A 24,568-nucleotide genomic window follows, 5' to 3' on the forward strand; every position below is an offset into this window, starting at 1 on the left:
AAGCTTTGGCCTGCCGGGAACATGGCACAGGAGTTCAGATGAGAGTGCTGGTGATCGGCGCAGGAGCGCTCGGAGGCTATTACGGAGCTTGCCTGGTCCGCGCGGGCGCCGACGCGACCTTTCTGGTGCGGGCCGGGCGCGCCGAGCAATTGCGGCGGGATGGATTGCGGGTCAAAAGCCCGCACGGCGACTTTGCCGTGCAGCCGAAGATCCTGATGGCGAACGAGCTGAGCGAGCCCTTCGACGTCGTGCTCGTCGGCGTGAAGGCCTATTCGCTCGACGACGCCATGAGCCAGTTTGCCCCGGCCGTTGGCCCGAGCACGATGATACTGCCGATCCTGAACGGGCTGAAACACATCGACGCCCTGACGGCGCGGTTCGGTGCCGAGCCCGTTCTCGGTGGGCTCGCCAATGTCAGCGCCGGGCTCGATGTGGATGGCCGTGTCGTTCAGTTCATGGCCAATCAGACCATCGTCTTCGGTGAAACCGAGGGGTCGCTGAGTGAGCGCACGCTTGCCCTGGAGAGGCTGTTCCAGGTCCCTGGGATCGACGTGCGCGCCAGCGAAGCGATCATGCAGGACATGTGGGAGAAGTTCGTCCAGCTCTCGACGCTCGCCGGCATTACCTGCCTGATGCGCGCCAGCATCGGCGACATCCTGGCTGTGCCGAACGGCGAGCAATCGATCTTCCGCCTGTTCGCGGAATGCTGCACTGTTGCGACCGCCTCGGGTTTCGAGCCGCGCGCCCCGTTCATCGAGTTTGACCGAAAGCTGTTCACGACCCTGGACTCGCCGCTCAAGGCCTCGATGCTGCGCGACATCGAGCGCGGCTCGATCACCGAGTCCGAGCATATCCTCGGTGATATGGCCAACCGGGCCCGCAAGCTGAATGTCGACACGCCGCTGCTGGATCTGGCGCGAGCGCATGTGGCGGCCTATGAAGTCGGGCGGCGGCGAGCGGCGAGCTAACCCGCCCCGATCAGCGGGATCGCCTCGTCCCGTTCATAGAGATACAGCAGACAGCGCAGCGCTTCGCCGCGCTCGCCTTTCAGTTTCGGATCGTCCTTCATGATGCGAAGCGCCTCGTCTCTGGCCTGCGTGATGAGCTGGCCGTGCACCTCCGAGCGCGCGATGCGGTAGCCGGGCAGGCCGCTCTGGCGGACGCCCAGCACGTCGCCTTCGCCGCGGAGTTTCAGGTCTTCCTCGGCGATGCGAAAGCCGTCGGTGGTCTCGCGGATCACTTTCAGCCGCGCCTTCGACATCTCGCCGAGCGGCTCGCTGTAAAGCAAAATGCAGGTCGAGGCCTCCGAGCCGCGGCCGATGCGGCCGCGCAGCTGGTGCAGCTGGGCGAGGCCAAAACGCTCGGCATTCTCGATCACCATGATGGTGGCGGCCGGCACGTCGACACCAACCTCGACGACGGTGGTCGCGACCAGAAGGCCGATCTCGTGGGCCGCGAACTGGCCCATGACGCGATCCTTCTCGCTGCCTTTCATCTGGCCATGAACCAGACCGACGCGATCGCCGAAACGCTTTTGCAGGCTCTCGAAACGTTTCGTTGCGTTGGTGAGATGCTCGGTGCCCTCGGCCTCGGATTCCTCGACGAGCGGGCAGATCCAGTAGACCAGCTTGCCGGAGTCGAGCGCGCGGCCGACGCCATCCATGACCTCACCGAGCCGGCTCATGGCGACCGCGCGGGTGTCGATCGGCTGGCGGCCGGCCGGTTTTTCGCGGAGCTCGCTGATGTCCATGTCGCCGAAATAGGTGAGGACCAGCGTGCGCGGGATCGGCGTTGCGCTCAGCACGAGAACGTCGACGGCTTCGCCCTTTGACGTCAGCGCCAACCGCTCGCGGACGCCAAAGCGGTGCTGCTCGTCGACGATGGCGAGGGCCAGACCATGGAAGACGACGTCGTCCTGGATCAGCGCATGGGTGCCGACAAGCAGATCGATCTCGCCCTCGGCGAGCTGGGTGATGATCTCGCGCCGCTCCTTGCCTTTTTCGCGGCCGGTGAGGATCGCCACCCGCATGCCGGCGCGCTCGGCCAGTGGCGCAATGGTCTTGATGTGCTGGCGCGCGAGAATTTCCGTCGGGGCCATCAACGCGGCCTGCTTGCCGACCTCGGCAACGGCCGCAGCGGCCAGCAGCGCCACAACGGTCTTGCCCGAGCCGACGTCGCCCTGGAGCAGACGCAGCATGCGCACGGGCTGCTTCAGGTCGTCGGCGATGGCCGCGGCGGCATTGCGCTGGGAAGGTGTCAACGCGTAGGGCAGGGCGTCGATGATCTTGTTGCGCAGATGCCCATCGCCGGCGTTGCGCACGCCGGCAGGCCGCCGCAGCTGCGCGCGGATCAGAGCGAGCGCGAGCTGGCCGGCCAGCAACTCGTCGAAGGCCAGGCGCGACCAGAAGCGCTGATCGGGCAGGATGTCCGTCAACTCGACCGGCTGGTGCACGCGATGGAGCGCTTCGGTCACAGGCGGGAAATTGCAGCGGCGCAGCACATCCGGGCTGATCCATTCCGGCAAGGCGGGAAGCTTCTGCAAGGCCTGCGCAATGGCGCGGCGGAGCGAGCCGAGCGCGAGACCCTCGGTGAGCGGATAGACCGGATCGATCCCGGAGAGTTTTGCGATCGCTTCCTCGTCCAGCACCCGGTCGGGATGGACGATCTGCGGGATGCCGTCATACATCTGCAGCGTACCGGAGACGTAGCGCTTTTCGCCCACCGGCAGCAGCTTCTCGACATAGCCGGGCTTGGCGCGGAAGAAGGTCAGCACGACGTCGCCGGTATCGTCGCTGGCATAGACCAGATACGGCGCGCGCGCATTGCGCGGCGGAGGCGGGCGGTGGCGGTCGACGGTGACTTCCAGTGTCACCATGGTTCCAACGCTGGCGTCGCGGATCTTCGGCCGCGCCCGGCGGTCGATGACCTGGCTCGGCAGATGCAGGAGCAGGTCGACCAGCCGCGGCGTCTCGCTCCGGCTGAGCAGATATTGCAGCAGCTTGTCCTGCTTCGGACCGACGCCGGGCAGGCTGGTCACGGGAGCAAACAGCGGATTGAGCAGGCTGGGGCGCATTCTCGCAACATTCGTCATGCGCGGGCTTGCCGACTTCGCTAGGGCTTCGCCGGCCCAAGATCGAAAGCCCGGCGAAGCCTTTGGCGGAGCAGGGAGCCGCGCATCCATCTTTCAATGACGATGGATTGCCGGGTCAAGCCCGGCAATGACGGTCTCCAAACAATTGCAATAACAAAGGGCTGACACAGCCAGTTCCAATGGCTATATCACCCCGGCCCGGCACGTCCGGGCTTTCGGCGTTTGACTGGATTTGAGACATGACGGGAACGACACGATCGAGCGACGGACTGGACGATCGCCGCAAGCGGCTTCTGTTCCGCTGCTGGCACCGCGGCACGCGCGAGATGGATCTGATCCTCGGCCGCTTCGCGGATGCCGAGATCGGCAACCTGTCCGATGCGGAGCTGACCGAGCTCGAGACCCTTCTCGAGGTCAACGATCCCGATCTCTATGCCGCCATCACCGGTGACAAGCTGCTGCCAGGAGATGTCACCGGCGCGCTGTTCGCCCGCATCAAGGCCTATCCGATCGCGGACGGCAACGTATGAAGCAAGGAATGAAATCTCCGGCCGAGCTGCTTACGCCCGGCCGCGCGTTGACGCTCGCCAATGTCGCGGAAGGAGCCGAAGGTCTCATCGTCTCGGATCTGGCGCGGGCCATCGCGGCGCGGCCGAAGCAGCCGGCCGTCAGCCTCGCGGTGGTCTGCCGCGACGGCGGGCGGATGCAGCAGCTCGAACGCGCGCTGCAATTCTTCGCGCCCGATCTGCCGGTGCTGACCTTTCCGGCCTGGGACTGCCAGCCCTATGACCGCGTCTCGCCGCACGGCGGCATTCTGGCGCAGCGCCTGACCACGCTGGCCCGGCTCGCCGCGCTCACCGGCAGCGACAAGCCGCTGATCGTGTTGACGACCGTGAATGCCGCTGTCCAGCGCGTGCCTGCGCGCGAGCTGGTTGCGGCGCAGGCGCTGTCGGTTGCGCCCGGCAACGTCGTGCCGATGGACACCATCGTGGCCTGGCTCGAACACAATGGTTACGTCAGGTCGTCCACCGTGCGCGAGCCCGGCGAATATGCCGTGCGCGGCGGCATCCTCGATCTGTTTCCGGCCGGCCTTGAGCAGCCTGTGCGTTTCGACTTCTTCGGCGACAGCCTGGAATCGATCCGGTCGTTCGACGCCGAGACCCAGCGCACGCTGCTCGACATGCGCTCGCTCGACCTGGTGCCGATCTCCGAATTCCAGCTCGTCACCGACACGATCAGGCGTTTCCGCATGGGCTATGTCGCGGAATTCGGCGCGCCCGAGCGCGACGATGCGCTCTACGAGGCCGTCAGCGAAGGCCGCCGCCATCCCGGCATGGAGCACTGGCTGCCGCTGTTCCAGGACCGCATGGATACGCTGTTCGATTATCTGCAAGGCGCGGCCGTCGCGATCGAGCCGCAGGCCGAGGACGCCGTCCGCGAGCGTTTCAAGCAGATCCAGGACTATTACGAGGCGCGCCGCGATGCGATGGAGCATCCGGGCGGCGGCGCCATCTACAAGCCGCTGCCGCCGGATAGGCTCTATTTGACCGAGGAGGAATGGGGCAAGCGCGAACGCGATATCCCGCTGATCCGGCTGACGGCATTCTCCGTGCCGGCCGACGGCATCAGCGTCGTCGACGCCGGCGCCCGCAAGGGCCGCGATTTTGCGCCTGAACGTAACGACTCCAAGGTCAACGTATTCGAGTCAGTCGTCGCACATGTCATGGCGCTGCAGGCGCAGCGCAAGAAGGTCGTGATCGCGCTGTGGAGCGAAGGCTCGCGCGACCGCATGACGTCCATGCTGCGCGATCACAAGCTGACCCACACCACCAGTGTCAATTCCTGGCGCACGGTGCAGGCGACGCCGCGCAACGAGACCATGCTCGCCGTGCTTGGCCTGGAGAGCGGCTTCGAGACCGACGAGATCGCTGTCATCAGCGAGCAGGACATTCTGGGCGACCGCCTGGTTCGGCCGCGCAAGGCCAGCCGCAAGCTCGACAATTTCATCTCGGAAGTCACGAGCCTCACCGCCGGCGACATCGTGGTCCACGTCGACCACGGCATCGGCCGCTTCATCGGCTTGCAGACGCTGGACGTCGCCGGCGCGCCGCATGATTGTCTCGAGCTGCATTATGCTGCCGAGACAAAGCTGTTCCTGCCGGTCGAGAACATCGAGCTCTTATCACGCTACGGCTCCGACCAGACCAATGTCGAGCTCGATCGCCTCGGCGGTTCCGGATGGCAGACCCGCAAGGCGAAGCTCAAGAACCGCATCCGCGAGATCGCGGGCGAGCTGATCAAGATCGCAGCCGCGCGCCATCTGCACGAGGCCCCGAAGTTGCCGGTGCAGCAGGGCCTCTACGACGAGTTCTGCGCACGCTTCCCCTATGACGAGACCGAGGACCAGCTCGGCGCCATCGAATCCACCCTCAAGGATCTTGAGCTCGGCCGTCCGATGGACCGCCTGATCTGCGGCGACGTCGGCTTCGGCAAGACCGAGGTTGCCTTGCGCGCGGCCTTCGCCGTCGCGCTCGAAGGCAAGCAGGTCGCGGTCGTGGTGCCGACCACGCTGTTGGCGCGCCAGCACGCCAAGACCTTCACCGAGCGCTTCAAGGGCTTTCCGGTCAACGTGGCGCAGGCCTCGCGCCTGATCCCGGCCAAGGAGCTGAACCAGGTCAAGAAGGGCATCGCCGACGGCTCCGTCGACATCGTCGTCGGCACCCACGCGCTGCTCGGCAAGACGATCAAGTTCCGCGACCTCGGCCTCGTCATCGTCGACGAGGAGCAGCATTTCGGCGTCACCCACAAGGAGCGGCTGAAGGCGCTGCGTTCCGAGGTGCACGTGCTGACGCTGTCGGCAACCCCGATTCCGCGCACGCTGCAGCTGGCGCTGACAGGCGTGCGCGAGCTCTCGATCATCGCTTCGCCGCCGGTCGATCGCCTTGCGGTGCGTACCTTCGTTGCTCCGCACGATCCCCTGATGATCCGCGAGGCGCTGCTACGCGAGCGTTATCGCGGCGGCCAGGCGTTCTACGTGGTGCCGCGCATCGACGATCTCGCGGAGGTCAAGGATTTCCTCGACAAGAACGTGCCGGAGATGAAGGTCGCGGTCGCGCACGGCCAGATGCCGCCCGCCGTGATCGAGGACATCATGACCGCGTTCTACGACGGCAAGTTCGACATCCTGCTGTCGACCACGATCGTCGAATCCGGCCTCGACATTCCCAATGCCAACACGCTGATCGTGCATCGCGCCGACATGTTCGGCCTCGCCCAGCTCTATCAGCTGCGCGGCCGCGTTGGCCGCTCCAAGCTGCGGGCCTATGCGCTGTTCACGCTGCCGTCGCAGCAGAAGATCACCGCGCAGGCCGAGCGCCGGCTCACCGTGCTGCAGTCGCTGGAGACATTGGGCGCCGGCTTCCAGCTCGCTTCCCACGACCTTGATATCCGCGGCGCCGGCAACCTGCTCGGTGAAGAGCAGTCCGGCCACATCAAGGAGGTCGGCTTCGAGCTCTATCAATCGATGCTGGAAGAGGCGATCGTCAACCTCAAGGCCGGGGTGTCCGAGCCCGCCGCCGATCGCTGGTCACCGACCATCACCATCGGCATGCCCGTGCTCATTCCGGAGGATTATGTCGGCGATCTCTCGGTGCGGCTGTCGCTCTACCGGCGCCTCGCCGATCTCGACAGCGAGGAGGAGATCGAGAACTTTGGCGCGGAGATGCGCGATCGTTTCGGCGTGCTGCCGGACGAGGTGCGCTATCTCTTCAAGGTCGCAGCGATCAAGGCGTTCTGCCGAAAGGCCAATGTCGAGAAGATCGATGCCGGCCCGAAGGGCGCCGTCATCACCTTCCGCGACAATTCCTTCGCCTATCCCGATCGTCTGGTGTCGTTCATCAAGAGCCACGGCCAGGCCGCGAAGGTGCGCCCGGATATGAAGGTGGTGTTCCTGCAGGATTGGGAGACGCCGGAAGAGCGGCTTGCCGGCACCACCGAGATCTTGCGGCAATTGGCCCAGCTCGCGACGAGGAAGAAGGCGGCCTAGCGTCCGTAGTATTGCGGAGATGGCGCAGCACGATACCGCTGTGCCGCGTTCCACTCTGAAACAGCGACATACGAGGCCTTGCGGAACGACGAAGCAGCCGCCAGATTCCGAATTCGCTAACTGAGTCCTGCGTACCGTATCCGTCGATCCGCGACTGGTTTACCGGCCGCGGTTTTTTTACACCGGTTTGCGGGTTGGCCCGCACGTCGAAACAGTCGAGGTCGCGCGCGTGTCTATCAGTACCGGTTCGGGTCAGGAAGCAGAGCACGGCCACGACGATGTCATGTATCCGCAGGTTCTGCCGTTCGTCTTGATTCACGCGGGATGCATTGCTGCGATCTGGTCCGGCATCACGTGGCAGGCGGTTGCGATGTGCGCCACGTTGTACGGGCTCCGCATGTTCGGGATCACCGGCGGATATCACCGGTACTTCTCGCATCGATCCTACACAACGAGCCGGCTGTTCCAGTTCATCCTGGCCTTCCTCGCCCAGAGCAGCGCTCAGAAAAGCGTGCTTTGGTGGGCCGCCAAGCACCGCCATCATCATCTGCATTCGGACACAGTGCAGGATGTGCATTCACCCCGGCACAAGGGGTTTGTGTTCAGCCATGTCGGCTGGATATTTTACCGGCAACATGATGCGACTGACCTGGTGAAGGTCGAAGACCTGGCCTCGTATCCCGAGTTGATGTGGCTGCACCGGCTGGAGCTCTTGCCTTCCGTCGTGCTCGCAGCGCTGTGCTTCCTTGTTGCCGGATGGTCGGGGCTCGTGGTCGGATTCCTCTGGAGCACGGTGCTGCTCTATCACGCCACGTTCTGCATCAACTCGCTCGCGCATGTTCACGGGCGCAAGCGTTATGTGACCGGCGATGACTCCCGCAACAACTGGCTGCTAGCTTTGCTGACGATGGGCGAGGGATGGCACAACAACCATCACGCCTATCAGGCCAGCGCGCGGCAGGGTTTCCACTGGTATGAGATCGACCTCACTTATTATGTGCTGGTGGGGTTGTCCTGGCTCGGCATTGTCAGGGATATGAAGATGCCGCCAAGTCAGGTTCTGCGCAATGAGCATCGGTTGGGATCACGGGTGGTCAAGCAGGCAGCCGAGCAGCTCGCCGCTCGCTTCAACCCCGAGCACATCGCGCATGCGATCAGAACGTCGATCCACGAAACCGAATTGTCGGTTCGGGACACGCTCAGTGAGTTGCAGCACCAGGCCGATCTGCGCCTGTCCAGCATGCCGACCCGCGAGCAGTTGCTGGCCGAAGCGCAGCGCATGTTCGCCAAGACGATCTCGCTCGACGACATTGTCGACCGCGCCTACGAGCTGCTGCATGACTCCGTCCGGATTTTCCTGGCCGCGCCCGCTCCCGCTTTGGTGACCAACGCTAAGTCCAGGGGGCGCGTTTAGCGCGCAGATATTTCTTTTGGAGGTGGTGTTCCTCCAGAATTGGGAGACGCGCAGTTCGCGCAAAAGGCGGCGTAAGAATCTCCGCCTGGGTTCCCACGGGACGACGTCCGAACCCTGCTGAGACGATCAATCGAGGTGAAATCCCAGGTAGAGGTTTCCAGCCGGTTCATTCTGGAAATACAAGAGCCCTCGCGCCGCCGCGCCGGTAAAGAAGCGAAGCTTCGGTGGCGGGTTGCTGGGCGCGATCCCCTGTGATCGCGCGCCGAGTTCGAAGAAGCAGCAGCCGGGCTTGCCCTCGATTTGAATGCGTGCATGGCCAAGGTCATCGCGAGACAGGAAAATGATGATCGTCAGGTTCAGCTTGTCGACCTTCACGCGGCAAACCCCATAGGGGCAGACCGTCGAACCTGCATCGCTGTCGGTCGACGTTTCAATGCCGTAGTCCACCCTGTAATCCTTGGCGCAGGCGGCAGACGCCACGAGCAGAGCCCCAGCCATGAATGCCGTTGCGAATTTTACAGATTGCGCCGCAAGCCAAGACATTGAGGCGCATCTAACTGTCATACGTTTTTTCACCCAAAGGTTGTTCCAAACGCGTTGTGGAACATATAGGGAACATTGTCAATCAGTTCGACATCAACGCTTTGGTGACAGCGCTGATGTCGTTGCGGGTGCCCGGTATCTGATGGACTATCTCAATCCGGGGACAATCCTACGGAGCGGATTTCCGCGGTCCCTCGTCCCACCAGGAGCCCTTGCCAGACACGTAGTGATCGATGACGTCGCGCGCGCGACTGGTAATGTCCTCCTTGTCTGACGGATTGATCGTGACAGACCCGGAGCCGATCGGCGGTAGAGGCTTTTTCTCAATTGTCGGCACGCTATTTCTCCTGTGCAAAATGAAAAAGCCCGCAGCGGATTTCTCCGTGCGGGCCGACTGACCTGTTTCGATGATGCCACTATACTGCTGTTTTGCCCGACGGGTCAAATACATTTCGCAAAATCCGCAGCATCTCGCCTCTAGCCATTGACGGTACTTTGCATGGGGTTGATTTTCAGATTCTGTGGGATCTCATGGGCAGCCCAAGGTCCTATGAATGGGTGATCCGTAAAATCAGGTGCGGCAAAAACTACGACGCTGCCCTTGACGCGTCCGCCGACAGCCGTGCCAGCAGCGACCTTGCCGTATCCGACGGCGACAGCGAATCCACTGATACCACGGGATCGCTGCGCATCTCGTGCTTGCCGTTCGACGTGTGCTTCATCACCGCCGACAGGCGTCGGGCGATCATGTGCGCCGTGCGGAAGTCGGTCTCGGCGAACACCACGATCACAGAGCCGTCCTTCTGCGCCGTGCCAAAGTCCATCTGCCGCATCAGCCGGCTGAGGATCCGCGCAGCATCGAGCTGCGCGCGCGGATTACCGGGATCGAAGGCGAAGCGCGCGACCGACAGGCCGCCGCCGCGGGCGAGCGTCTGCTCCACCGCCTTGGCGAAATCGCGCGCGAAGGCTTCTACCGTCAACAGGCCGCTGCGCGGATCGAGCCAGCCGCCGGCATCGATCGAGCGCAGCGTGCGGCTCAGCTGCGCCGCCATGGCGTGCTGGCGGATCAGGGGCAGCGCGTTGGCGGCGATCTTGGCGGGCTCGCCCGGGATCAGCTCGAGATTGGGCAGGTCGTAGCTCTGCGTGAGCTGGTGCGCGGTGACGACCACCGGCAGGTTGCGGAAGCGCGTATCCTCCGCGAGCACCGTGAGGAAGGCGTCGGTGACGCGCGGGGTGAAACCGTCGGACAGAACGACACCGTCGATCTCGCGCGTATTGAGATGCTTGGCGGCAGCCTCGATCGAGAGCGCGCCGACGACGCCGGTGCGTTCGCCGAGCGCAACCGATAGCGCGGGGTAGGCGGCGCCGCGACCGATCAAGAGCACGATGGCATCGCGCACCGGATCGGCCTCGGGCATCGCGACCTTCGCTTCCGGCAGGCGGCGCAGCACGGTGGCGTGCAGCGTGCGGACGCGGATCGCGGCGCTCAGGCGCGCGATCAGGCGCTCGGCGGCATTGCTGCGTGTGGCGAAGGGCAGCGCATTGTGGGGCAGCGCGCCTTGCGCATCCAGCGCGACCAGCGGCAGATAGAGCGGCTGATCGGCGATTTTCTTCGCGAGCAGGGGCATGTACGGCTCGTGCCCGCCGGACATCGCCGCAAGGACGGCGGCCGGCTGCACCTCCTCGACGGCGCGCGACGCGCTCGCCCAATCGCTGTCGACAACAGGAAACAGACGCGCCTCATCCAGCGCCGCAATGAAGGCCGGGCGCTCGGAACTGGACACAAAGAGGATCGGGCCCGCCTGGGACATCAGGAAACTCTGATCACGCAATCGATGCTGCGCAATCTAGTCCGGCCGCCTTAATGCGGCGTCAATGTTCCCGGCAAAACTGCTCTCAAACCGGGCCGGAGCGGTCGCGAAAAGCCTCAACCATCAGAGGGTTAAGCCCGAGTTCGCTGAGCGCCTCCCGGGCCCTCGCATTGTCCTGGGCCCGGCCCGCCAGCCGGTGACCCGAGAGCCGGTCTGGCAGGGCCGTCAGCAGCGCGCCCTGGCCGAGCCGGCGCGCCCATTCCTGCAGCTCGTTGGACAGGAAGCGATAGCCGCCGACCGCCATGATGCCCGATGGCGGCGCGGTGATGCAGATCGCACCGCTGGCGCGGTCGATCCGGGCGGCGTAGCCGGTGTCGACATAGTCGCGCGGCGGCTGCGCCGTCAGCGTCTCGCCGACCGGCTGCGGCGGCGCATAGGCCGCGATCGGCACCATCGGGCCGCGCAGGCCGAGCGTGCCCTTCGGCGTCAGCAGGATCTCGCCGGCGATCGAGGAGCCGGACTGCTCGCGCGGGGCGCCGTGCGGGCCGGGCATCACCGCGACGGGCACGCCGTCCTCGCCGCGCCTTGCGCCGAACAGCCCTGCCTCGCCGAACAGATAGACGTCCGTGAGCGGCGCATGCGGCGCGATCCAGGCCTCGCTCGCCGCCACCTGCTCCGGCGCGCGCCAGAGCCCGATGACGTTGCGCAAGGTCGGCATCCGCGCCGCCAGACCGGAATCGCCGAGGCGCAGGGCGAGCTGGGCCGGCGCGATCAGCACGTCGCAGGCGTGCTCGTTGACCTGCTGCTCCAGCACCTCGCTCTCGAACGGATGATGCAGCGCCAGCGTGCCGCCGCAGAGCAGCCACACCGCGAGCGAGGAGGCGAGACCCGCGAACGACATCGGCATGAACGCCGACATCACGGTCGCGCCCTGCTTGATATCGGCTTCCAGCGACATCGCGAGCCCGCCCGCGATCAGGCTGAAATGTGGCCGCGGCACCGGGCGGAAGCCTTCCGCCGTGACATCGAAGGAGATCATCGCCGCCTTGCGGCCGTCCTGGATCACGGCGCGGGTGGTGCCGGGCGGCCGCGCCAGCACGTCGTCGAGCGAGGCCATGCCTTCGGGCAAATCAGTGCCGAAGCCATACACGTGGCGAATCGAGAACGCCTCGGCGGCTGCGTGCATCGCGAGGTCGGCATAGCTGACGCTGTCGACCTTGCTCATGGTGACGATGGCGCGCGCCGCCGTGCGGTTGAGCGCGGCCGCCAGTTCCGCCTGTCGCCACAGCAATGGCAGCACGGCCACGACCAGGCCGGCGCGATGGGCGGCGAGCACCGTCAGCACGAACTCGACGGTCGAGGGCAGCTGGATTGCGACCACCGAATTGGCCGGCAGGCCCGATTCGACGAAATGCGCCGACAGCGCCTCGATGGCGGTGTCGGCCTCGGCATAGGTCATCCGCCGCGGCTGGTGGCCGGTGATGCGGGACTTGTTGAGGGGGTCGAGCAACGCGGGCGCGTGCGGCTGCCGCATCAGCGTCCGCTGGAACAGCGTGTCGAGCGTCGGCGATACGGCTGGCTGGTTCACGGCGTCACTTCGCTGGACTGGCTTGAGGCTCACCCTTGGACCACCAGGTCTCCGGCAAATAGCCTGAGAGCGCGGTGGCCTGTGGCCGTTCTATCCGATTCCAGCGCGCGATCCATTGTTCGGATACGTTAAACAGGGGGATTGTGTAGAAGCCGGCCATCATGGCGCGGTCGAGCGCCCGCACCGCGTCGACGAAATCCATATGATCGCGGGCCTCGAGCAGGGCCTTGATCATGGCATCGACCGCGGCATCCCTCGCGCCCATGTAGTTGCGGGTCCCCGGATTGTCGGCGGCAGCGCTGCCCCAATAGAAATACTGCTCGTTGCCGGGCGACAGCGACTGGTCCCAGCGGTTCTGGATCATGTCGAATTCGTAGGACAACCGGCGCTGGTCGAATTGCACCGGATCGACCGCGCGGACGCTCACATCGATGCCGGCACGCTTGAGGTCGCGCTGGAACGCGAGCGCGATGCGCTCCTGGTCGCGGGTCGTCACCAGCATCTCGAAGGTGAAGGGCGCTTTTGTCCGGCGGTTGCGCAGCACGGTGCCATCGAGATCGTAGCCGGCGTCCGACAGCAGCTTCAGCGCCGCACGCAGCGTCGTGCGGTCGCGGCCCGAGCCGTCGGTGACGGGCAGACGATAGCTGCCATCCATGATGTCTTCAGGGATCTGCGCGGCGAAAGGCTTCAGCAGCGCGCGCTCGCGCGCATCCGCGGGCCGCGCATAGGCCGAGAGCTCGGAGCCGGCAAAATAGCCGGCGACGCGAGAATAGAGCGAGAAGAAATAGTTGCGGTTGACCAGCTCGAAATCGAACAACAGCGTCAGCGCCTGGCGCACACGGATGTCGGCGAAGACAGGGCGCCGCGTGTTGAACACCAGGAATTCGGAGGGCTGCGGTACGCCCGGCCTGAAGGTATCGCGGATCACCTCGCCGCTTTTGGCAGCGGGAAAATCATAGCCGTCGTGCCAGCGCAACGGTTCGTTCTCGACGCGGAAATCATAGAGGCCGCGCTTGAAGGCTTCGAACTGGCCGTTGGCCTCGCGATAATAGTCGAGCCGGATCTCGTCGAAATTGAACAGCCCGCGATTAACAGGGAGATCGCGGCCCCAATAATCGGGATTGCGTGTGAGGGTCACGCTGGCGCCGGGTTTCACCGTCGTGACGCGGTAGGGGCCGGAGGCGATCGGCCCTGACAGCGTCGTCTCCTCGAAGGTCGCGACGTCCACTGCGTGCTTCGGCAGGATTGGCATCAGCCCGAGGATCAGCGGTATCTCGCGGTCGTTGGCCCCGGTGAGATCGAAGCGGACGGTGAGGGGATCGGGCGCCTCCGCCTTGGCGACCTTGGAATAGTACTGCCGGAGGTTGGGGCGGCCGTGGTCGCGCAGCAGCTGCCAGGAGAACAGCACGTCCACGGCGGTGACCGACCTGCCGTCGGAGAAGCGGGCACGGGGATCGATGTGGAATGTGACGTAGCTCCGCTCGTCATCGGTCTCGACGGATTTGGCGAGCAGGCCGTAGAGCGTGAACGGCTCGTCCTGGCCGCGCGCCAGCAGGCTTTCGACCACGTAGGCGCGGATCGGCTGCACCGCCAATCCCTTCACGATGAACGGATTGAGACTGTCGAACGTGCCGAGAATACCCCAGGTCAGCCGGCCGCCTTTGGGGGCGTCGGGATTGGCATAGGGCATGTGGGTGAAATCAGCCGGCAGCGCTGGTTTGCCGTGCATGGCGATCGCGTGCGCCTCCTCGGCGTGCCCAGCGCTTGCAGTCAGGCCGACGCTGAGGATCGCGGCGAGGCTGCAAAGACGGAGACCGGGCCCCTCGAGCAGGCGCTGGAACATGAACATTCGGACACGTTGATTCGAGGGGTGGTGAGGGCGAATCCTATCACAGGGATTTCACTGGGCGCCCAGTCGGATGTGGCCAAAGACGCTTGTCGGCATTGATCTTTCCGTCGACCACGTTAAGAAGGCACGCAATCGCGCAAGAGCGCCGAGCCCGTCACTTATCCGCCTCAATTGACGGGGAGAGAGCCGCGCCCAAGGCGGCTTGTTCGGTGCTTCGGAGCGGTTCGGGCACTTCCCGTTCAGAAAGGGTTTTCTGCAATGAATTTCCGTTATTTGGCCGCGTCCGTCCGGCCGCGCGGGCGAGTTCTCGCTCTGTTGACGGCGACGGCATTGGCCATCCCGTTTGCCGCCGAAGCCCAGACCCCCGCACCGGCCCCGGGCGCGCCCAAGGCTGCGCCGAAAGCCGCTCCAAAGGCTGCCCCCAAGGCTGCCCCGGCCCCGGCTCCGGCGCCCGCGCCGGCTCCCCAGGCCCAGCAGGCTCCGGCCCAGCAGGGCGCGCCGGCAGCGCAGGGTGGCCAGCCCGCCGATCAGCAGATCCAGCTGATCTACGCGCCCTGGACCAAGTTCTGTCTCAAGGGCCAGGATGCCAACGCCAAGCAGGTCTGCTTCACCGGCAAGGACGGTCGCATCGAATCGGGCCAGCCGGTCATCGCCGCTGTGATCATCGAGCCGGAAGGCGAGCCGAAGAAGATCCTGCGCGTGACGCTGCCGCTCGGCATGCAGCTCGTGCACGGCACCCGCATCATCGTCGACAACAACCCGCCGCTGCAGAGCCCCTATGTGATCTGCTTCCAGAACGGCTGTATGTCGGACTACGAGGCAACGCCCGACCTGATTGCCAACCTGAAGAAGGGCCAGAACCTTGTGGTGCAGGCGATCAACGCCAACGGCGCGCCGCTGACCCTGCCGCTGCCGCTCACCGGTGAATTCCAGAAGGCCTATGACGGTCCGCCGACCGATCCGAAGGTGTTCGAGGAAACCCAGAAGAAGCTGCAGGAAGAGCTTCAGAAGAAGGCCGAAGAGCAGCGCAAGAAGCTTGAGCAGCAGGGTGGCGCACCCGGCGCAGCTCCGGCCGCTCAGAAGTAATCGGGCTCAGATCCCGGACATGAAAAAGGCGCCCGATCGGGCGCCTTTTTTGCTGGCCGCTTTGTCGTCCGCTTGTCGGCGAAATTACTCTAAAGCGCGATGGGATGAGGCTTGATCGCTGCAACGGCGGAGGTGCGCTCCCTCTCCCGCTTGCGGGAGAAGGTTGGGGTGAGGGTGCATCCGCAATGGGACAGTCCCCTAGCGGAGAAAGCCCTCACCAGGCGCTTCGCGCCGACCTCTCCCGCAAACGGGCGAGGTGAACCGAGCCCGCGGCACTCGATCAACCCCAAAGCAATTCCGCTAGTTCAGCGAGGGATTGCGCGGGCGGTAGCCGCCATCCTTGTTCTTGATGAAGATCTCGGCCACCTGGGAATGCCGGATCGGCTCGCCGGATTCATCGGGCAGGAGGTTCTGCTCGGAGACATAAGCCACGTATTCGGACTCCGCGTTCTCCGCGAGCAGATGGTAGAACGGCTGATCCTTGTGGGGCCGAACCTCTTCGGGGATCGACAGCCACCACTCCTGGGTGTTGTTGAATTCCGGATCGATGTCGAAGATCACCCCCCGGAACGAGAAGATCCGGTGGCGCACGACCTGTCCGATCTGGAATTTGGCTGTCCGCGCTTTAATCATCCTCCGTCGATAGACCAGGATTGTGGCCGATGCTAGTGGCCTAAAGCTGGAATTAACCTACCGTTAAGGGGCGGATAGTCCCCAAGCCTTCAGAAAACACTTCATCAATGGCCGATATCCTCAATCTGGCGCTACCTTATTTCGGCTTGATCTTCGTTGGTTTTGCCTGCGGCAAGGTCAAGTCGCTGCCGGAATCGGGGCTCGCATGGATGAACTTCTTCCTGCTCTACGTCTCATTGCCCGCGCTGCTGTTTGCGATCATGTCGAAGACCCCGTTCTCGGAGTTGAACAACCCGCCGTTCCTGCTGGCGACCACGTTGTCGACAGTGGCGGCGTTCACCATCGCGCTGGTGGTCGGCAAGGTGCTCGGGAAGCTGACGCTGCGTGAGGCGACGCTCGCCGGCCTCTCCGGCGGTTACGGCAATATCGGCTATATGGGGCCCGGGTTGGCGCTCGCCGTGCTCGGGCCGAAGGCCTCGGCGCCGACCGCGCTGATCTTCTGCTGCGACAGCATCTTCCTGTTCACGATCGTGCCGCTTCTGATCGAGCTGTCAGACCGCGACCATCCCTCGATCATCCACGCCTTCGGCGTCGTGCTGAAACAGATCGTGCTCAACCCGCTGATCATGTCGGCGTGTTTTGGCGCCGCCGTCGCCGCGTTGCATATCGAGCTGCCGGTCGCGCTCGACCGCACCATCACCTTCCTTCAGAACGCGGCTGCGCCGACCGCGCTGTTCGTGCTCGGCGTGACGGTAGCGCTTCGGCCGTTCGATCGGGTGCCCTGGGAGGTGCCGGGCGTGATCGCGGTCAAACTCCTGATCCATCCGCTCGCAGCATTCGGCCTGATGCTGGCGTTCGGCCCGTTCGCCCAGCCCTGGGCCGCCACTGCCGTCCTGATGGCCTCGCTGCCGCCGGCGCTGAATGTGTTCGTGATCGCCCGGCAAAACGATGCCTGGATCGAATCCGCCTCCGTCGCCGTGCTGCTCGGCACGTTCGCGTCGGTGATCACGCTGACCAGCGTGATGTGGCTGCTGCAGACCGGACGGTTGGTGTTTCCGTAGTCAGCTATCGCCGCCAAATCATTTGCGCCACGTCGGCGTCAGCCCCTCGCGCATGGCAAAGCGGCGGAGCGGGCCGATGGCACCTAACAGGTGCATGCCGACGGCGCGGACCGGCTGGAGCGGCAGGAAATCGTTGAGCAGCGAGCGATTGGCGATGTCGATCGCAAAGGTCCGGCTCAGAATGTCCGGCCGCCGCGCCCGGTCGTAACGCCGCAGCACCTCATTCGCGCCGGGGTCCTGCCCTGATGCGATGGCCTCGCCGGCGAGCCGGGCGATGTCGGCCGCATCTCGCAGGCCAAGATTGAGGCCCTGGGCGCCGATCGGAGGAACCACATGGGCGGCTTCGCCGACCAGCGCGATGCGGTCACGGGCGAAGGATTGCGGCCGCTCGATCGCCAGTGGAAACAGATTGCGGCCGGGCTCGACCGTCATGCGGCCGAGGATGGAATGCGACTGCTTCTCGATCGCGGCGGAGAGATCATCGTCGCTGAGGGCGCGAAGCCGCTCGGCCTCGGCCGGGGCGGAGACCCAGACCACGCTGGAGCGGTTGCCGGGCAGGGGCACAAACACGCAGGGGCCGTGCGGTGTGTGGAACTCGGTCGACACGTTGCGGTGCGGCCTGATATGACCGACGTTGAAGGTCAGGGCGGTTTGCGTGAGCTCGCGCCTCGTCATCGCAATGCCGGCGGCCTCCCGGCACAGCGAATGCCGGCCGTCGGCACCGACCACGAGCCGGGCGCCGAGAAACTGTCCGCCAGCCGTGCGGATCGCGACGTCATCGGCTTCGATGACGACGCTCTCGGCTTCGTCATCGAAACGAACGAGATTGGGTAACTCGGCCGCACGCGCTTCGAGCGCCAGCATCAGTGAGCGGTTGGCGATGTTGTAGCCGAAGGCGTCGAGCCCGATCTCGTGACAGGAGAACCGGACCTCGGGCGCGCGGAACAGGCGGCCGGTGTCGTCTACGAGGCGCATGACCTCGAGCGCCGCGGCCTTGTCCTTGCAACGCGACCAGACGTCGAGGCTCTCCAGGAGATCGACGGAGGCACCGAGCAGCGCGGTGGTCCTGTTGTCGGCGTAGGGCAGGCGCCGCGCCACCAGTGCGGTGCGCGCTCCTCGCTGCGCGAGCGCAATTGCCGCCGCAAGGCCGGCCGGCCCACCGCCGATGACGCTTGCGTCAAAAAGTGTCGATGCGTCTGTCATGGAACGACATTTGACACGCCCTGCGGCAAATTCAAGCCCACCTATTTTGCCGGATTTTATGACTGGTTGCGCGGCGCAATGCCGCGCTGGCGGATGTGCAAACCGGTCCCGTTCTGGTAGCAGAAGCCATGGAAACCCAGATGGACAGCCAAGAGGATTCGCTGAAGCCGACGCCGGTGGTCCGCGCCGCGGCGTTTTCGGTGCACATCTTCACCGCCTTCGGCGCGGCGATCGCGCTGCTCGCGATGCTCGAGGCCGTGCGCGAGCATTGGGCCGCGATGTTCGGTTGGCTTGGCGTTGCCCTGATCATCGACGCCATCGACGGGCCGATCGCGCGCCTGCTCGACGTCAAGACCGTGCAGCCGAACTGGTCCGGCGACGTGCTCGACCTCGTGGTCGATTTCGTCACCTATGTCTTCGTGCCCGCTTATGCGATCGTTGCGAGCGGGATGCTGCTGCCGGTGGCGGCGCCCTTGCTCGGGATCGCCATCATCGTCACCAGCGCGCTGTATTTCGCCGATCTGCGCATGAAGGCGGACGACAATCATTTCCGCGGCTTTCCGGCGCTGTGGAATGCAGCGGCGTTCTATTTATTCCTGCTGCACTGGCCGCCGCTGTCGTCGACGCTGCTGGTCGCGGCGCTGGTGGTGCTGACCTTCGTGCCGTTCCATGTGCTGCATCCGGTTCGCGTCGTGCGACTGCGCTGGCTGACGATGTCGCTGATCGTGCTGTGGGGCGTGCTCGCCTTCTACGTGCTGGAGATGGATTTCCGTGTCGGCACCGGTGTGACGGTGGCGCTCTGCGCCATCGCGTTCTGGATCGCATTCAGCGACGCCTTGATCCGCCTTGTGAGATCGTTCGGATGATGCATCTGTTGACCAGCCCCGAGGCCTGGGTGGCGCTGCTCACCCTGACCTCGCTCGAGATCGTGCTCGGCATCGACAACGTCATCTTCCTGTCGGTGATCGTCTCGCGCATCCCCGAACCGCAGGCCCGTCGCGCCCGTCAGATCGGGCTGGCGCTGGCGCTGGTCTTCCGCATCATCCTGCTCAGCGTGCTGGTCTGGCTGATCGGCCTGACCGCGCCGGTGTTCTCGCTTCTCGGCTACGACTTCTCCTGGCGCGACCTCATCCTGATCGGCGGCGGCCTGTTCCTGATCGCGAAGGCGACGCACGAGATCCATGCCGAAGTCGACGCCGACGAGGAGGAGGGCGAGGGCAAGTCCGCTGGCAGCGCCTTCTTCTGGGTGATCGTCCAGATCGTCATCATCGACATCGTGTTCTCGCTGGACTCGATCATCACCGCGATCGGCATGGCGCAGGATCTCGAGATCATGATCGCGGCCGTCGTGATCGCCTGCCTGATCATGTACATTTCCTCAGGACCCGTGGCGCGATTCGTCGCCGAACATCCGACCACCAAAATGCTGGCCCTGGCATTTCTGGTGCTGATCGGCGTCGCCCTGGTTGCGGACGGATTCAAATTTCACATTCCGCGCGGCTATATCTATTTCGCAATTGCGTTCTCGGCCGCGGTGGAGTTCTTCAACGTGCTGGCCAAGCGCAACCGCAGGAAGGCCGGCAAGCCGTAACCGTTCAACTCTGGGGCGAGTTGACAAGGCAGGCGTGATGTCTTTCGCTGGCTGATGCGAAGAGGAGGTCAGGTGATGACCAAAGCGGTCCGTGTGCACAAGGTCGGAGGCCCCGAAGCGCTGGTCTATGAGAGCGTCGAGCTGCCGGCGCCCGGACCCGGCGAGGTGCGCATCCGCCAGCATGCGGTCGGTCTGAACTTCATCGACGTCTACTATCGCACCGGCCTCTATAAGGCGCCGGTACTGCCCTTCATCGCGGGCAACGAGGCCTCTGGCGAGGTCGTCGCCGTCGGGTCGGGTGTGACGAATTTTCATCCAGGCGATCGCGTCGCCTACTACCACAATCTCGGCGCGTACACGAGCGAGCGCAACATCCCCTGGGAGAGGCTGGTCAAGCTGCCCGATCACATCACCTACGAGCAGGGCGCCGTGCTGATGCTGAAGGGCCTGACCGTCTGGTATCTGCTGCACAAGACCTTCAAGGTCGAGCCGCATCATCGCGTGCTGATCCATGCCGCTGCCGGCGGCATCGGCCTCCTGGCCTGCCAATGGGCGAGGGCGCTCGGCGCGCATGTCATCGGCACGGTCGGCTCGCGCGAAAAGGCCGAGCTCGCGGAGGCCAATGGCTGCGATCACGTCGTCCTCTATAACGAGGAAGACTTCGTCGCGCGCGTCAAGCAGATCAGCCGCAACGAGGGCTGCGACGTCGTCTATGACGGCGTCGGCAAATCGACCTTCCCGGGCTCGTTGTCGTGCCTGAAGCCGCGCGGCATGTTCGTCTCCTTCGGCAACGCCTCAGGCCCGGTGCCGCCGTTCTCGATCGCCGAGCTGAACAACCACGGCTCGCTGTTTGCGACCCGGCCGAAGCTCAACGACTATATCGGCACGCGCAAGGAGCTGCTGGAAGGCGCCGATACGCTGTTCTCCGCCGTCATCAACGGCAAGCTGCACGTGCCGATCAACCACGCCTATGCGCTGAAGGATGCCGCGAAGGCGCATATCGATCTGGAAAGCCGCAAGACGACGGGCGCGTCGATCCTGAAGCCGTAGCTCGCGGCCACGATTCAGGTCTCGTAGGGTGGGCAAAGGCGCAAACCGCCGTGCCCACCATGTCTGAATGGTGGGCACGCGGAGCCTGTCATCGGGCGCGCATTCGCGCCGACTCGGTGGCTTTGCCCACCCTTACGGCAGTCACGCAACTCTTCGCGCCGCGCCCGCTTTGGTCAAGATCTCGTCGAGGCAGCCAATCATCTCCGCGATCTCAGCCTTCGTGACGTTCAGCGCCGGCATGAAGCGCAGCGTGTCGAGCTGCGGTGCGTTCAGCAGCACGCCGGCCTCGAATGCCTGCGCAACGATGCCGGGTGCGATCGGCAGCTTGAGGTCGAGCGCGAGCAACAGGCCGCGGCCGCGCACGCCGCCGAGGCCGTGCCGCACTGATACTTTTTGCAGCTCGCTTTCGAGCAGCAAGCCGGTCTCGGTCACCTCTTTCAGGAAATCCGGCTTGCTGACCTCCTCCAGCACCGCGAGCCCGGCTGCGCACATCACCGGGTTGCCGTTGAAGGTGCCGCCCTGGTCACCGTGCTCGAAGCAGGAGGCGCGTTCGGTCGCAAGCAGCGCCGCGAGCGGCACCCCGCCGCCGATGCCCTTGCCGAGCGTCATGATGTCGGGCGCGATGCCGGTGTGCTCGTAATGGAAAAGCTTTCCGGTCCGGCCCATGCCGGTCTGGATCTCGTCAAAGATCAGCAGCAGGCCGTGCGCCTCGGTCAGCGCGCGCAGCTCCCGCAGGAACTGATCGGTCGCCGGCCACACGCCTGACTCGCCCTGGATCGGCTCCAGCATCACAGCCACGGTGTTGCCGTTGATCAGCGTCTCGACCGAGGCGATATTGTTCAGCTTCGCCTTCTTGAAGCCGGAGACTTTCGGCTCGAACAGCGGCTCGAACGCCCTCTTGCCGGAAGCCGACATCGTCGCCAGCGTGCGGCCGTGGAAGCCGCCTTCGAAGCTGATGATCTCGAACGCGCCGCCTTTGTACAGGCTGCCATATTTGCGCGCGAGCTTGATCGCGCCCTCATTGGCCTCGGCGCCGGAATTGGCAAAGAACACCTGGTCGAACGTGCTGGTCTCGACCAGCGCCTGCGCGAGCTTCAGGCTCGGCTCGTTGTAGAAGGCCGGGCTCGGCGTCAGCAGCCGCTTGGCCTGCGCGGCGAGCGCTTCGGCGACGGCGGGCGGCGAATGGCCGAGGCAGTTCACGGCCCAGCCCTGCACGAAGTCGAGATAGCGCTTGCGGCTGTCGTCCCAGAGGTATGAGCCGGCGCCGCGAACGAACACGGCCTTCGGCCGTGCAGTGATGTCCATCAGCGCCTCATACGGATGGGTGGCGGTCGTCATGTCGAACTCCTCTGGAAGCGGGTGGAAAAGGGACGCAAAAGCAAGAAGGCCGCACTTTGCGGGTGCGGCCTTCTCGAAAACTGAAGCTGAATAACTGGTTCAGCGGCGTCGTCGGACATGGCGCAACCCATCATCGTCGCTGGAGCGACGACGGAAAGCTGCGCGGCGGTGGGTCCGAGAGTTGATCATGGGGCGCGTCCCTACAGCCGAAGGACAGGTCTGTCAAGCCGGTCGTTTTGGCTGCGATGTATCGCTCAGGTCGGATGCGCGGCTTCCTCGGGTGCCTCCTCGCCCCAATCGGCATCGGCAATCGCGCTGTCGATCAGCTCGCCGCGCAGCAGCTTGAGCGGCGAATTCCAGTACAGCGCGATGTTGTGGAAGGGATCGGTCAGCACCTTGAAGACCCAGACCAATCCTATGGTGACGCCGCGCGTCGCGAACAGCTGCAGCATGCGCGCCAGCCCGCCACTGACACCGATCGCAAGCCAGAGCACGCCGACATGGCGGATGAAGTCGAGGCGATCGACCGGTGGAGCAAACAGGCCGAACAGCGTCGGGTATACATACAGCGCAATCGGCGCGCTGCCCCAGACCAGCAAGAGGATGATCTTGCGGGTCTGGTTGTAGCCGACCTTCACCGCCTCCTTGTATTCATTGCTGATGTCGTTGATCGCGTCATAGCCGTTCGGCTCGAAGAAGAAATGGCCGGCCTGCCGCGTCAGCATCGCAAGCCAGCCGACCAAACCGGCGAGCGCGGGATCCCTGAACAGCAGCGCATAGCAAGCCAGGAAGATGATCGCGCTGAACAGATGCAGCGTCTGATTGACGGTGCTCTGGTGGTAGAAGCGGTAGTCGTCGAAGCGCTGTGTGCGCAGCATGTCCGGGAGGCGGCTCATCAAAATCCCTCGCTCGCGTTGAAAGCGCGCGAGGATTAGGTCGAGTCCGTGACCGCTGCGTGAATGCACTATAATGTCACATTCGCGCGCGAGACGGCAGCGAGGGCTACTCGACACCGTAATGCGAAAATACCTCGGCGATTGCGGGATTGATCGCCTTCGCCGCCGCGATATCGCGCTCCGCGCCGTCACTGTCGCCCTTCCTTCGCTTTGCAAGCCCGCGTCCGTAAAGCGATGAGTCGAGCTTCGGCTTTGCGCGCAGCGCGGCGTCGTAGTCGGCAATCGCCGCGTCGAGATTGCCGAGCTTGAGATAAATGAGGGCGCGGCTGTCCAGCGTATCAGGGTCGTTCGGGGCCATCCGCAGCGACTGCTCGCAATCGGCAAGCGCGTCCTGCAATCGGCCAAGGATCGCGCGCGTCATGCAGCGCGAATTGAACACGCCGGAATAGCTTGCATTGGCCTTGAGCGCGCGATCGTAATCCGCGAGCGCCAGCGCGTAATCATGCGTGTCGAAATACATGTTTGCGCGCGCATAGAAATCGCGGTCGTTGTCCGGGTTGAGCTCGATCGACTTGGCGAAATCGGCGAGTGCACGATCGCGATCGCCGCGATCGCGAAAGATGCGCGCACGGTTGCCATAGGCCCGGCCATAGGCCGGATCGAGCTTGATCGACATGTCGAGATCGGCCAGCGCACGATCGGCCTCGCCGTGTTCGCGATAGGCGCTGCCCCGGTTGTAGAAGGCGAGCGCGAATTTCGGATCGAGCTTGATCGCCTTGTTGTAGTCGGCGAGCGCATGCTCGTAGTCGCCTTTGCCGATGTAGGAATTGCCGCGGTTGTTGTAGTACCACGCGTCATCGGGAACGAGGCGGATGGCGCGGGTGTAGTCCATGATGGCGTGGTCGCGGTCGCCGAGATCGTCATGGACGATACCGCGATTGAACCACGCGATGGCATCGGTCGCGTCGAGATCGATCGCGCGGTTGAGATCGGCCAGCGCGCGCTCGGTCTCGCGCTTGCGCCGATAGATCTCGCCACGGTTGGCGAGCGCGCGTTGATTCGACGGATTGGCCTGCAGCACGGCCGAGCACCCGGCCAACCGCTGGTCGTCATTGACCTCGTCGGAACCGAAGCACCATTGCCGCCCCTGCGCGGCCGATGGGGATTGCGCGGCGGCCGGAAACGCGAGCAGGGTCAACGCGGTTGCCAGTGCGCACAGCGCTGGCCGGATATCGATCTTGTGATTGCATGTCATCTGATTGCTGCGCAGAAACCTATGAGCCTCTAGCGCGTTTGTGATCTCGGGATACGAATCGGTTCGAACCGGACTTGGGCCGGGGCAGACCAAAGGGGACGGGACCACCAAGAT

General features: G+C 64.5%; 20 protein-coding genes. 9 read left to right on the forward strand and 11 right to left on the reverse strand.

Annotated features, from left to right (window positions below):
- Nucleotides 1–38 precede the first annotated feature (38 nt).
- On the forward strand, nt 39–968 hold the full coding sequence (gene panE / locus HYH07_RS21395) for a 2-dehydropantoate 2-reductase (protein ID WP_220004345.1): 930 nt from the start codon (nt 39–41) through the stop codon (nt 966–968).
- Here the strand turns inward: panE and recG are convergent.
- Nucleotides 965–3,073 (reverse strand): ATP-dependent DNA helicase RecG, encoded by a 2,109-nt coding sequence (recG, locus tag HYH07_RS21400; protein ID WP_220004346.1) that lies wholly within the window; start codon nt 3,071–3,073, stop codon nt 965–967. The two genes, panE and recG, sit on opposite strands and share 4 nt — an antisense overlap.
- 257 nt (nt 3,074–3,330) lie before the next feature.
- Here recG and HYH07_RS21405 point away from each other — a divergent pair, with 257 nt between their 5' ends.
- From HYH07_RS21405 to HYH07_RS21415, 3 genes are all read left to right on the forward strand, one after another.
- Nucleotides 3,331–3,621: a succinate dehydrogenase assembly factor 2 gene (locus HYH07_RS21405; RefSeq protein ID WP_220004347.1), complete on the forward strand. Its 291-nt coding sequence runs from the start codon at nt 3,331–3,333 to the stop codon at nt 3,619–3,621.
- Nucleotides 3,618–7,136, forward strand: a complete 3,519-nt coding sequence (mfd, locus tag HYH07_RS21410) for a transcription-repair coupling factor (protein WP_220004348.1) — start codon at nt 3,618–3,620, stop codon at nt 7,134–7,136. The genes HYH07_RS21405 and mfd overlap by 4 nt, the downstream gene beginning before the upstream one ends.
- Before the next feature lie 283 nt (nt 7,137–7,419).
- Nucleotides 7,420–8,550, forward strand: a complete 1,131-nt coding sequence (locus HYH07_RS21415; protein WP_220004417.1) for an acyl-CoA desaturase — start codon at nt 7,420–7,422, stop codon at nt 8,548–8,550.
- 126 nt (nt 8,551–8,676) lie between these two features.
- On the opposite strand, the gene HYH07_RS21420 is transcribed toward HYH07_RS21415, so the two are convergent.
- The 5 genes from HYH07_RS21420 to HYH07_RS21440 form a co-directional block, all read right to left on the reverse strand.
- Nucleotides 8,677–9,093 (reverse strand): hypothetical protein, encoded by a 417-nt coding sequence (locus tag HYH07_RS21420; protein ID WP_220004349.1) that lies wholly within the window; start codon nt 9,091–9,093, stop codon nt 8,677–8,679.
- A 169-nt stretch (nt 9,094–9,262) separates the two neighbouring features.
- Complete coding sequence (locus HYH07_RS21425) at nt 9,263–9,544, reverse strand: hypothetical protein (RefSeq protein ID WP_220004350.1); 282 nt, start codon at nt 9,542–9,544, stop codon at nt 9,263–9,265.
- A 136-nt stretch (nt 9,545–9,680) separates the two neighbouring features.
- Nucleotides 9,681–10,904, reverse strand: coding sequence for a GGDEF domain-containing protein (locus tag HYH07_RS21430; RefSeq protein WP_220004351.1), 1,224 nt, complete (start codon nt 10,902–10,904; stop codon nt 9,681–9,683).
- Nucleotides 10,905–10,989: 85 nt separating this feature from the next.
- Nucleotides 10,990–12,492, reverse strand: coding sequence for a class I adenylate-forming enzyme family protein (locus HYH07_RS21435; protein WP_220004352.1), 1,503 nt, complete (start codon nt 12,490–12,492; stop codon nt 10,990–10,992).
- 4 nt (nt 12,493–12,496) lie between these two features.
- Nucleotides 12,497–14,341 (reverse strand): extracellular solute-binding protein, encoded by a 1,845-nt coding sequence (locus HYH07_RS21440; protein WP_220004353.1) that lies wholly within the window; start codon nt 14,339–14,341, stop codon nt 12,497–12,499.
- 258 nt (nt 14,342–14,599) lie between these two features.
- On the opposite strand from HYH07_RS21440, the gene HYH07_RS21445 reads away from it, so the two are divergent.
- Nucleotides 14,600–15,427, forward strand: a complete 828-nt coding sequence (locus HYH07_RS21445) for an invasion associated locus B family protein (RefSeq protein WP_220004354.1) — start codon at nt 14,600–14,602, stop codon at nt 15,425–15,427.
- Between the two features lie 300 nt (nt 15,428–15,727).
- Here the strand turns inward: HYH07_RS21445 and hspQ are convergent, their stop codons facing one another.
- Nucleotides 15,728–16,060, reverse strand: coding sequence for a heat shock protein HspQ (gene hspQ / locus HYH07_RS21450; protein ID WP_220004355.1), 333 nt, complete (start codon nt 16,058–16,060; stop codon nt 15,728–15,730).
- A gap of 107 nt (nt 16,061–16,167) precedes the next feature.
- Here hspQ and HYH07_RS21455 point away from each other — a divergent pair, with 107 nt between their 5' ends.
- Nucleotides 16,168–17,121 carry an AEC family transporter gene (locus HYH07_RS21455; RefSeq protein WP_220004356.1) on the forward strand — a complete coding sequence of 318 codons (954 nt, stop codon included), beginning with the start codon at nt 16,168–16,170 and terminating at the stop codon, nt 17,119–17,121.
- An 18-nt stretch (nt 17,122–17,139) separates the two neighbouring features.
- Here HYH07_RS21455 and HYH07_RS21460 read toward each other — a convergent pair whose 3' ends face one another.
- Nucleotides 17,140–18,324 (reverse strand): UbiH/UbiF family hydroxylase, encoded by a 1,185-nt coding sequence (locus HYH07_RS21460; protein ID WP_220004357.1) that lies wholly within the window; start codon nt 18,322–18,324, stop codon nt 17,140–17,142.
- 140 nt (nt 18,325–18,464) lie between these two features.
- Between HYH07_RS21460 and pcsA the strand changes: the two genes are divergently transcribed.
- From pcsA to HYH07_RS21475, 3 genes are all read left to right on the forward strand, one after another.
- Entirely contained in the window at nt 18,465–19,190 is a 726-nt protein-coding gene (pcsA, locus tag HYH07_RS21465) for a phosphatidylcholine synthase (protein ID WP_228749685.1), read from the forward strand.
- Nucleotides 19,187–19,915, forward strand: coding sequence for a TerC family protein (locus HYH07_RS21470; protein ID WP_220004358.1), 729 nt, complete (start codon nt 19,187–19,189; stop codon nt 19,913–19,915). Before pcsA ends, HYH07_RS21470 begins: the two co-directional genes overlap by 4 nt.
- Nucleotides 19,916–19,990: 75 nt before the next feature.
- On the forward strand, nt 19,991–20,965 hold the full coding sequence (locus HYH07_RS21475) for a quinone oxidoreductase (RefSeq protein ID WP_220004359.1): 975 nt from the start codon (nt 19,991–19,993) through the stop codon (nt 20,963–20,965).
- Between the two features lie 141 nt (nt 20,966–21,106).
- Here the strand turns inward: HYH07_RS21475 and HYH07_RS21480 are convergent, their stop codons facing one another.
- The 3 genes from HYH07_RS21480 to HYH07_RS21490 form a co-directional block, all read right to left on the reverse strand.
- Nucleotides 21,107–22,303 (reverse strand): acetylornithine transaminase, encoded by a 1,197-nt coding sequence (locus HYH07_RS21480; RefSeq protein WP_220004360.1) that lies wholly within the window; start codon nt 22,301–22,303, stop codon nt 21,107–21,109.
- 254 nt (nt 22,304–22,557) lie between these two features.
- On the reverse strand, nt 22,558–23,199 hold the full coding sequence (locus tag HYH07_RS21485; RefSeq protein ID WP_220004361.1) for a hypothetical protein: 642 nt from the start codon (nt 23,197–23,199) through the stop codon (nt 22,558–22,560).
- A gap of 106 nt (nt 23,200–23,305) precedes the next feature.
- Nucleotides 23,306–24,454, reverse strand: coding sequence for a tetratricopeptide repeat protein (locus HYH07_RS21490; protein ID WP_220004362.1), 1,149 nt, complete (start codon nt 24,452–24,454; stop codon nt 23,306–23,308).
- Between the last annotated feature and the right edge of the window lie 114 nt (nt 24,455–24,568).

It is taken from the genome of Bradyrhizobium sp. BR 10261 (genome assembly GCF_019455395.1).
Taxonomy (GTDB): domain Bacteria; phylum Pseudomonadota; class Alphaproteobacteria; order Rhizobiales; family Xanthobacteraceae; genus Bradyrhizobium; species Bradyrhizobium manausense.

Bases quoted from the DNA above. Each gene is read 5' to 3' on its own strand.
- panE (WP_220004345.1), top strand. From the start codon at position 39: ATGAGAGTGCTGGTGATCGGCGCAGGAGCGCTCGGAGGCTATTACGGA.
- recG (WP_220004346.1), bottom strand. From the start codon at position 3,073: ATGCGCCCCAGCCTGCTCAATCCGCTGTTTGCTCCCGTGACCAGCCTG.
- HYH07_RS21405 (WP_220004347.1), top strand. From the start codon at position 3,331: ATGACGGGAACGACACGATCGAGCGACGGACTGGACGATCGCCGCAAG.
- mfd (WP_220004348.1), top strand. From the start codon at position 3,618: ATGAAGCAAGGAATGAAATCTCCGGCCGAGCTGCTTACGCCCGGCCGC.
- HYH07_RS21415 (WP_220004417.1), top strand. From the start codon at position 7,420: ATGTATCCGCAGGTTCTGCCGTTCGTCTTGATTCACGCGGGATGCATT.
- HYH07_RS21420 (WP_220004349.1), bottom strand. From the start codon at position 9,093: ATGTCTTGGCTTGCGGCGCAATCTGTAAAATTCGCAACGGCATTCATG.
- HYH07_RS21425 (WP_220004350.1), bottom strand. From the start codon at position 9,544: ATGTATTTGACCCGTCGGGCAAAACAGCAGTATAGTGGCATCATCGAA.
- HYH07_RS21430 (WP_220004351.1), bottom strand. From the start codon at position 10,904: ATGTCCCAGGCGGGCCCGATCCTCTTTGTGTCCAGTTCCGAGCGCCCG.
- HYH07_RS21440 (WP_220004353.1), bottom strand. From the start codon at position 14,341: ATGTTCATGTTCCAGCGCCTGCTCGAGGGGCCCGGTCTCCGTCTTTGC.
- HYH07_RS21445 (WP_220004354.1), top strand. From the start codon at position 14,600: ATGAATTTCCGTTATTTGGCCGCGTCCGTCCGGCCGCGCGGGCGAGTT.
- hspQ (WP_220004355.1), bottom strand. From the start codon at position 16,060: ATGATTAAAGCGCGGACAGCCAAATTCCAGATCGGACAGGTCGTGCGC.
- HYH07_RS21455 (WP_220004356.1), top strand. From the start codon at position 16,168: ATGGCCGATATCCTCAATCTGGCGCTACCTTATTTCGGCTTGATCTTC.
- HYH07_RS21460 (WP_220004357.1), bottom strand. From the start codon at position 18,324: ATGACAGACGCATCGACACTTTTTGACGCAAGCGTCATCGGCGGTGGG.
- pcsA (WP_228749685.1), top strand. From the start codon at position 18,465: ATGGACAGCCAAGAGGATTCGCTGAAGCCGACGCCGGTGGTCCGCGCC.
- HYH07_RS21470 (WP_220004358.1), top strand. From the start codon at position 19,187: ATGATGCATCTGTTGACCAGCCCCGAGGCCTGGGTGGCGCTGCTCACC.
- HYH07_RS21475 (WP_220004359.1), top strand. From the start codon at position 19,991: ATGACCAAAGCGGTCCGTGTGCACAAGGTCGGAGGCCCCGAAGCGCTG.
- HYH07_RS21480 (WP_220004360.1), bottom strand. From the start codon at position 22,303: ATGACGACCGCCACCCATCCGTATGAGGCGCTGATGGACATCACTGCA.
- HYH07_RS21485 (WP_220004361.1), bottom strand. From the start codon at position 23,199: ATGAGCCGCCTCCCGGACATGCTGCGCACACAGCGCTTCGACGACTAC.
- HYH07_RS21490 (WP_220004362.1), bottom strand. From the start codon at position 24,454: ATGACATGCAATCACAAGATCGATATCCGGCCAGCGCTGTGCGCACTG.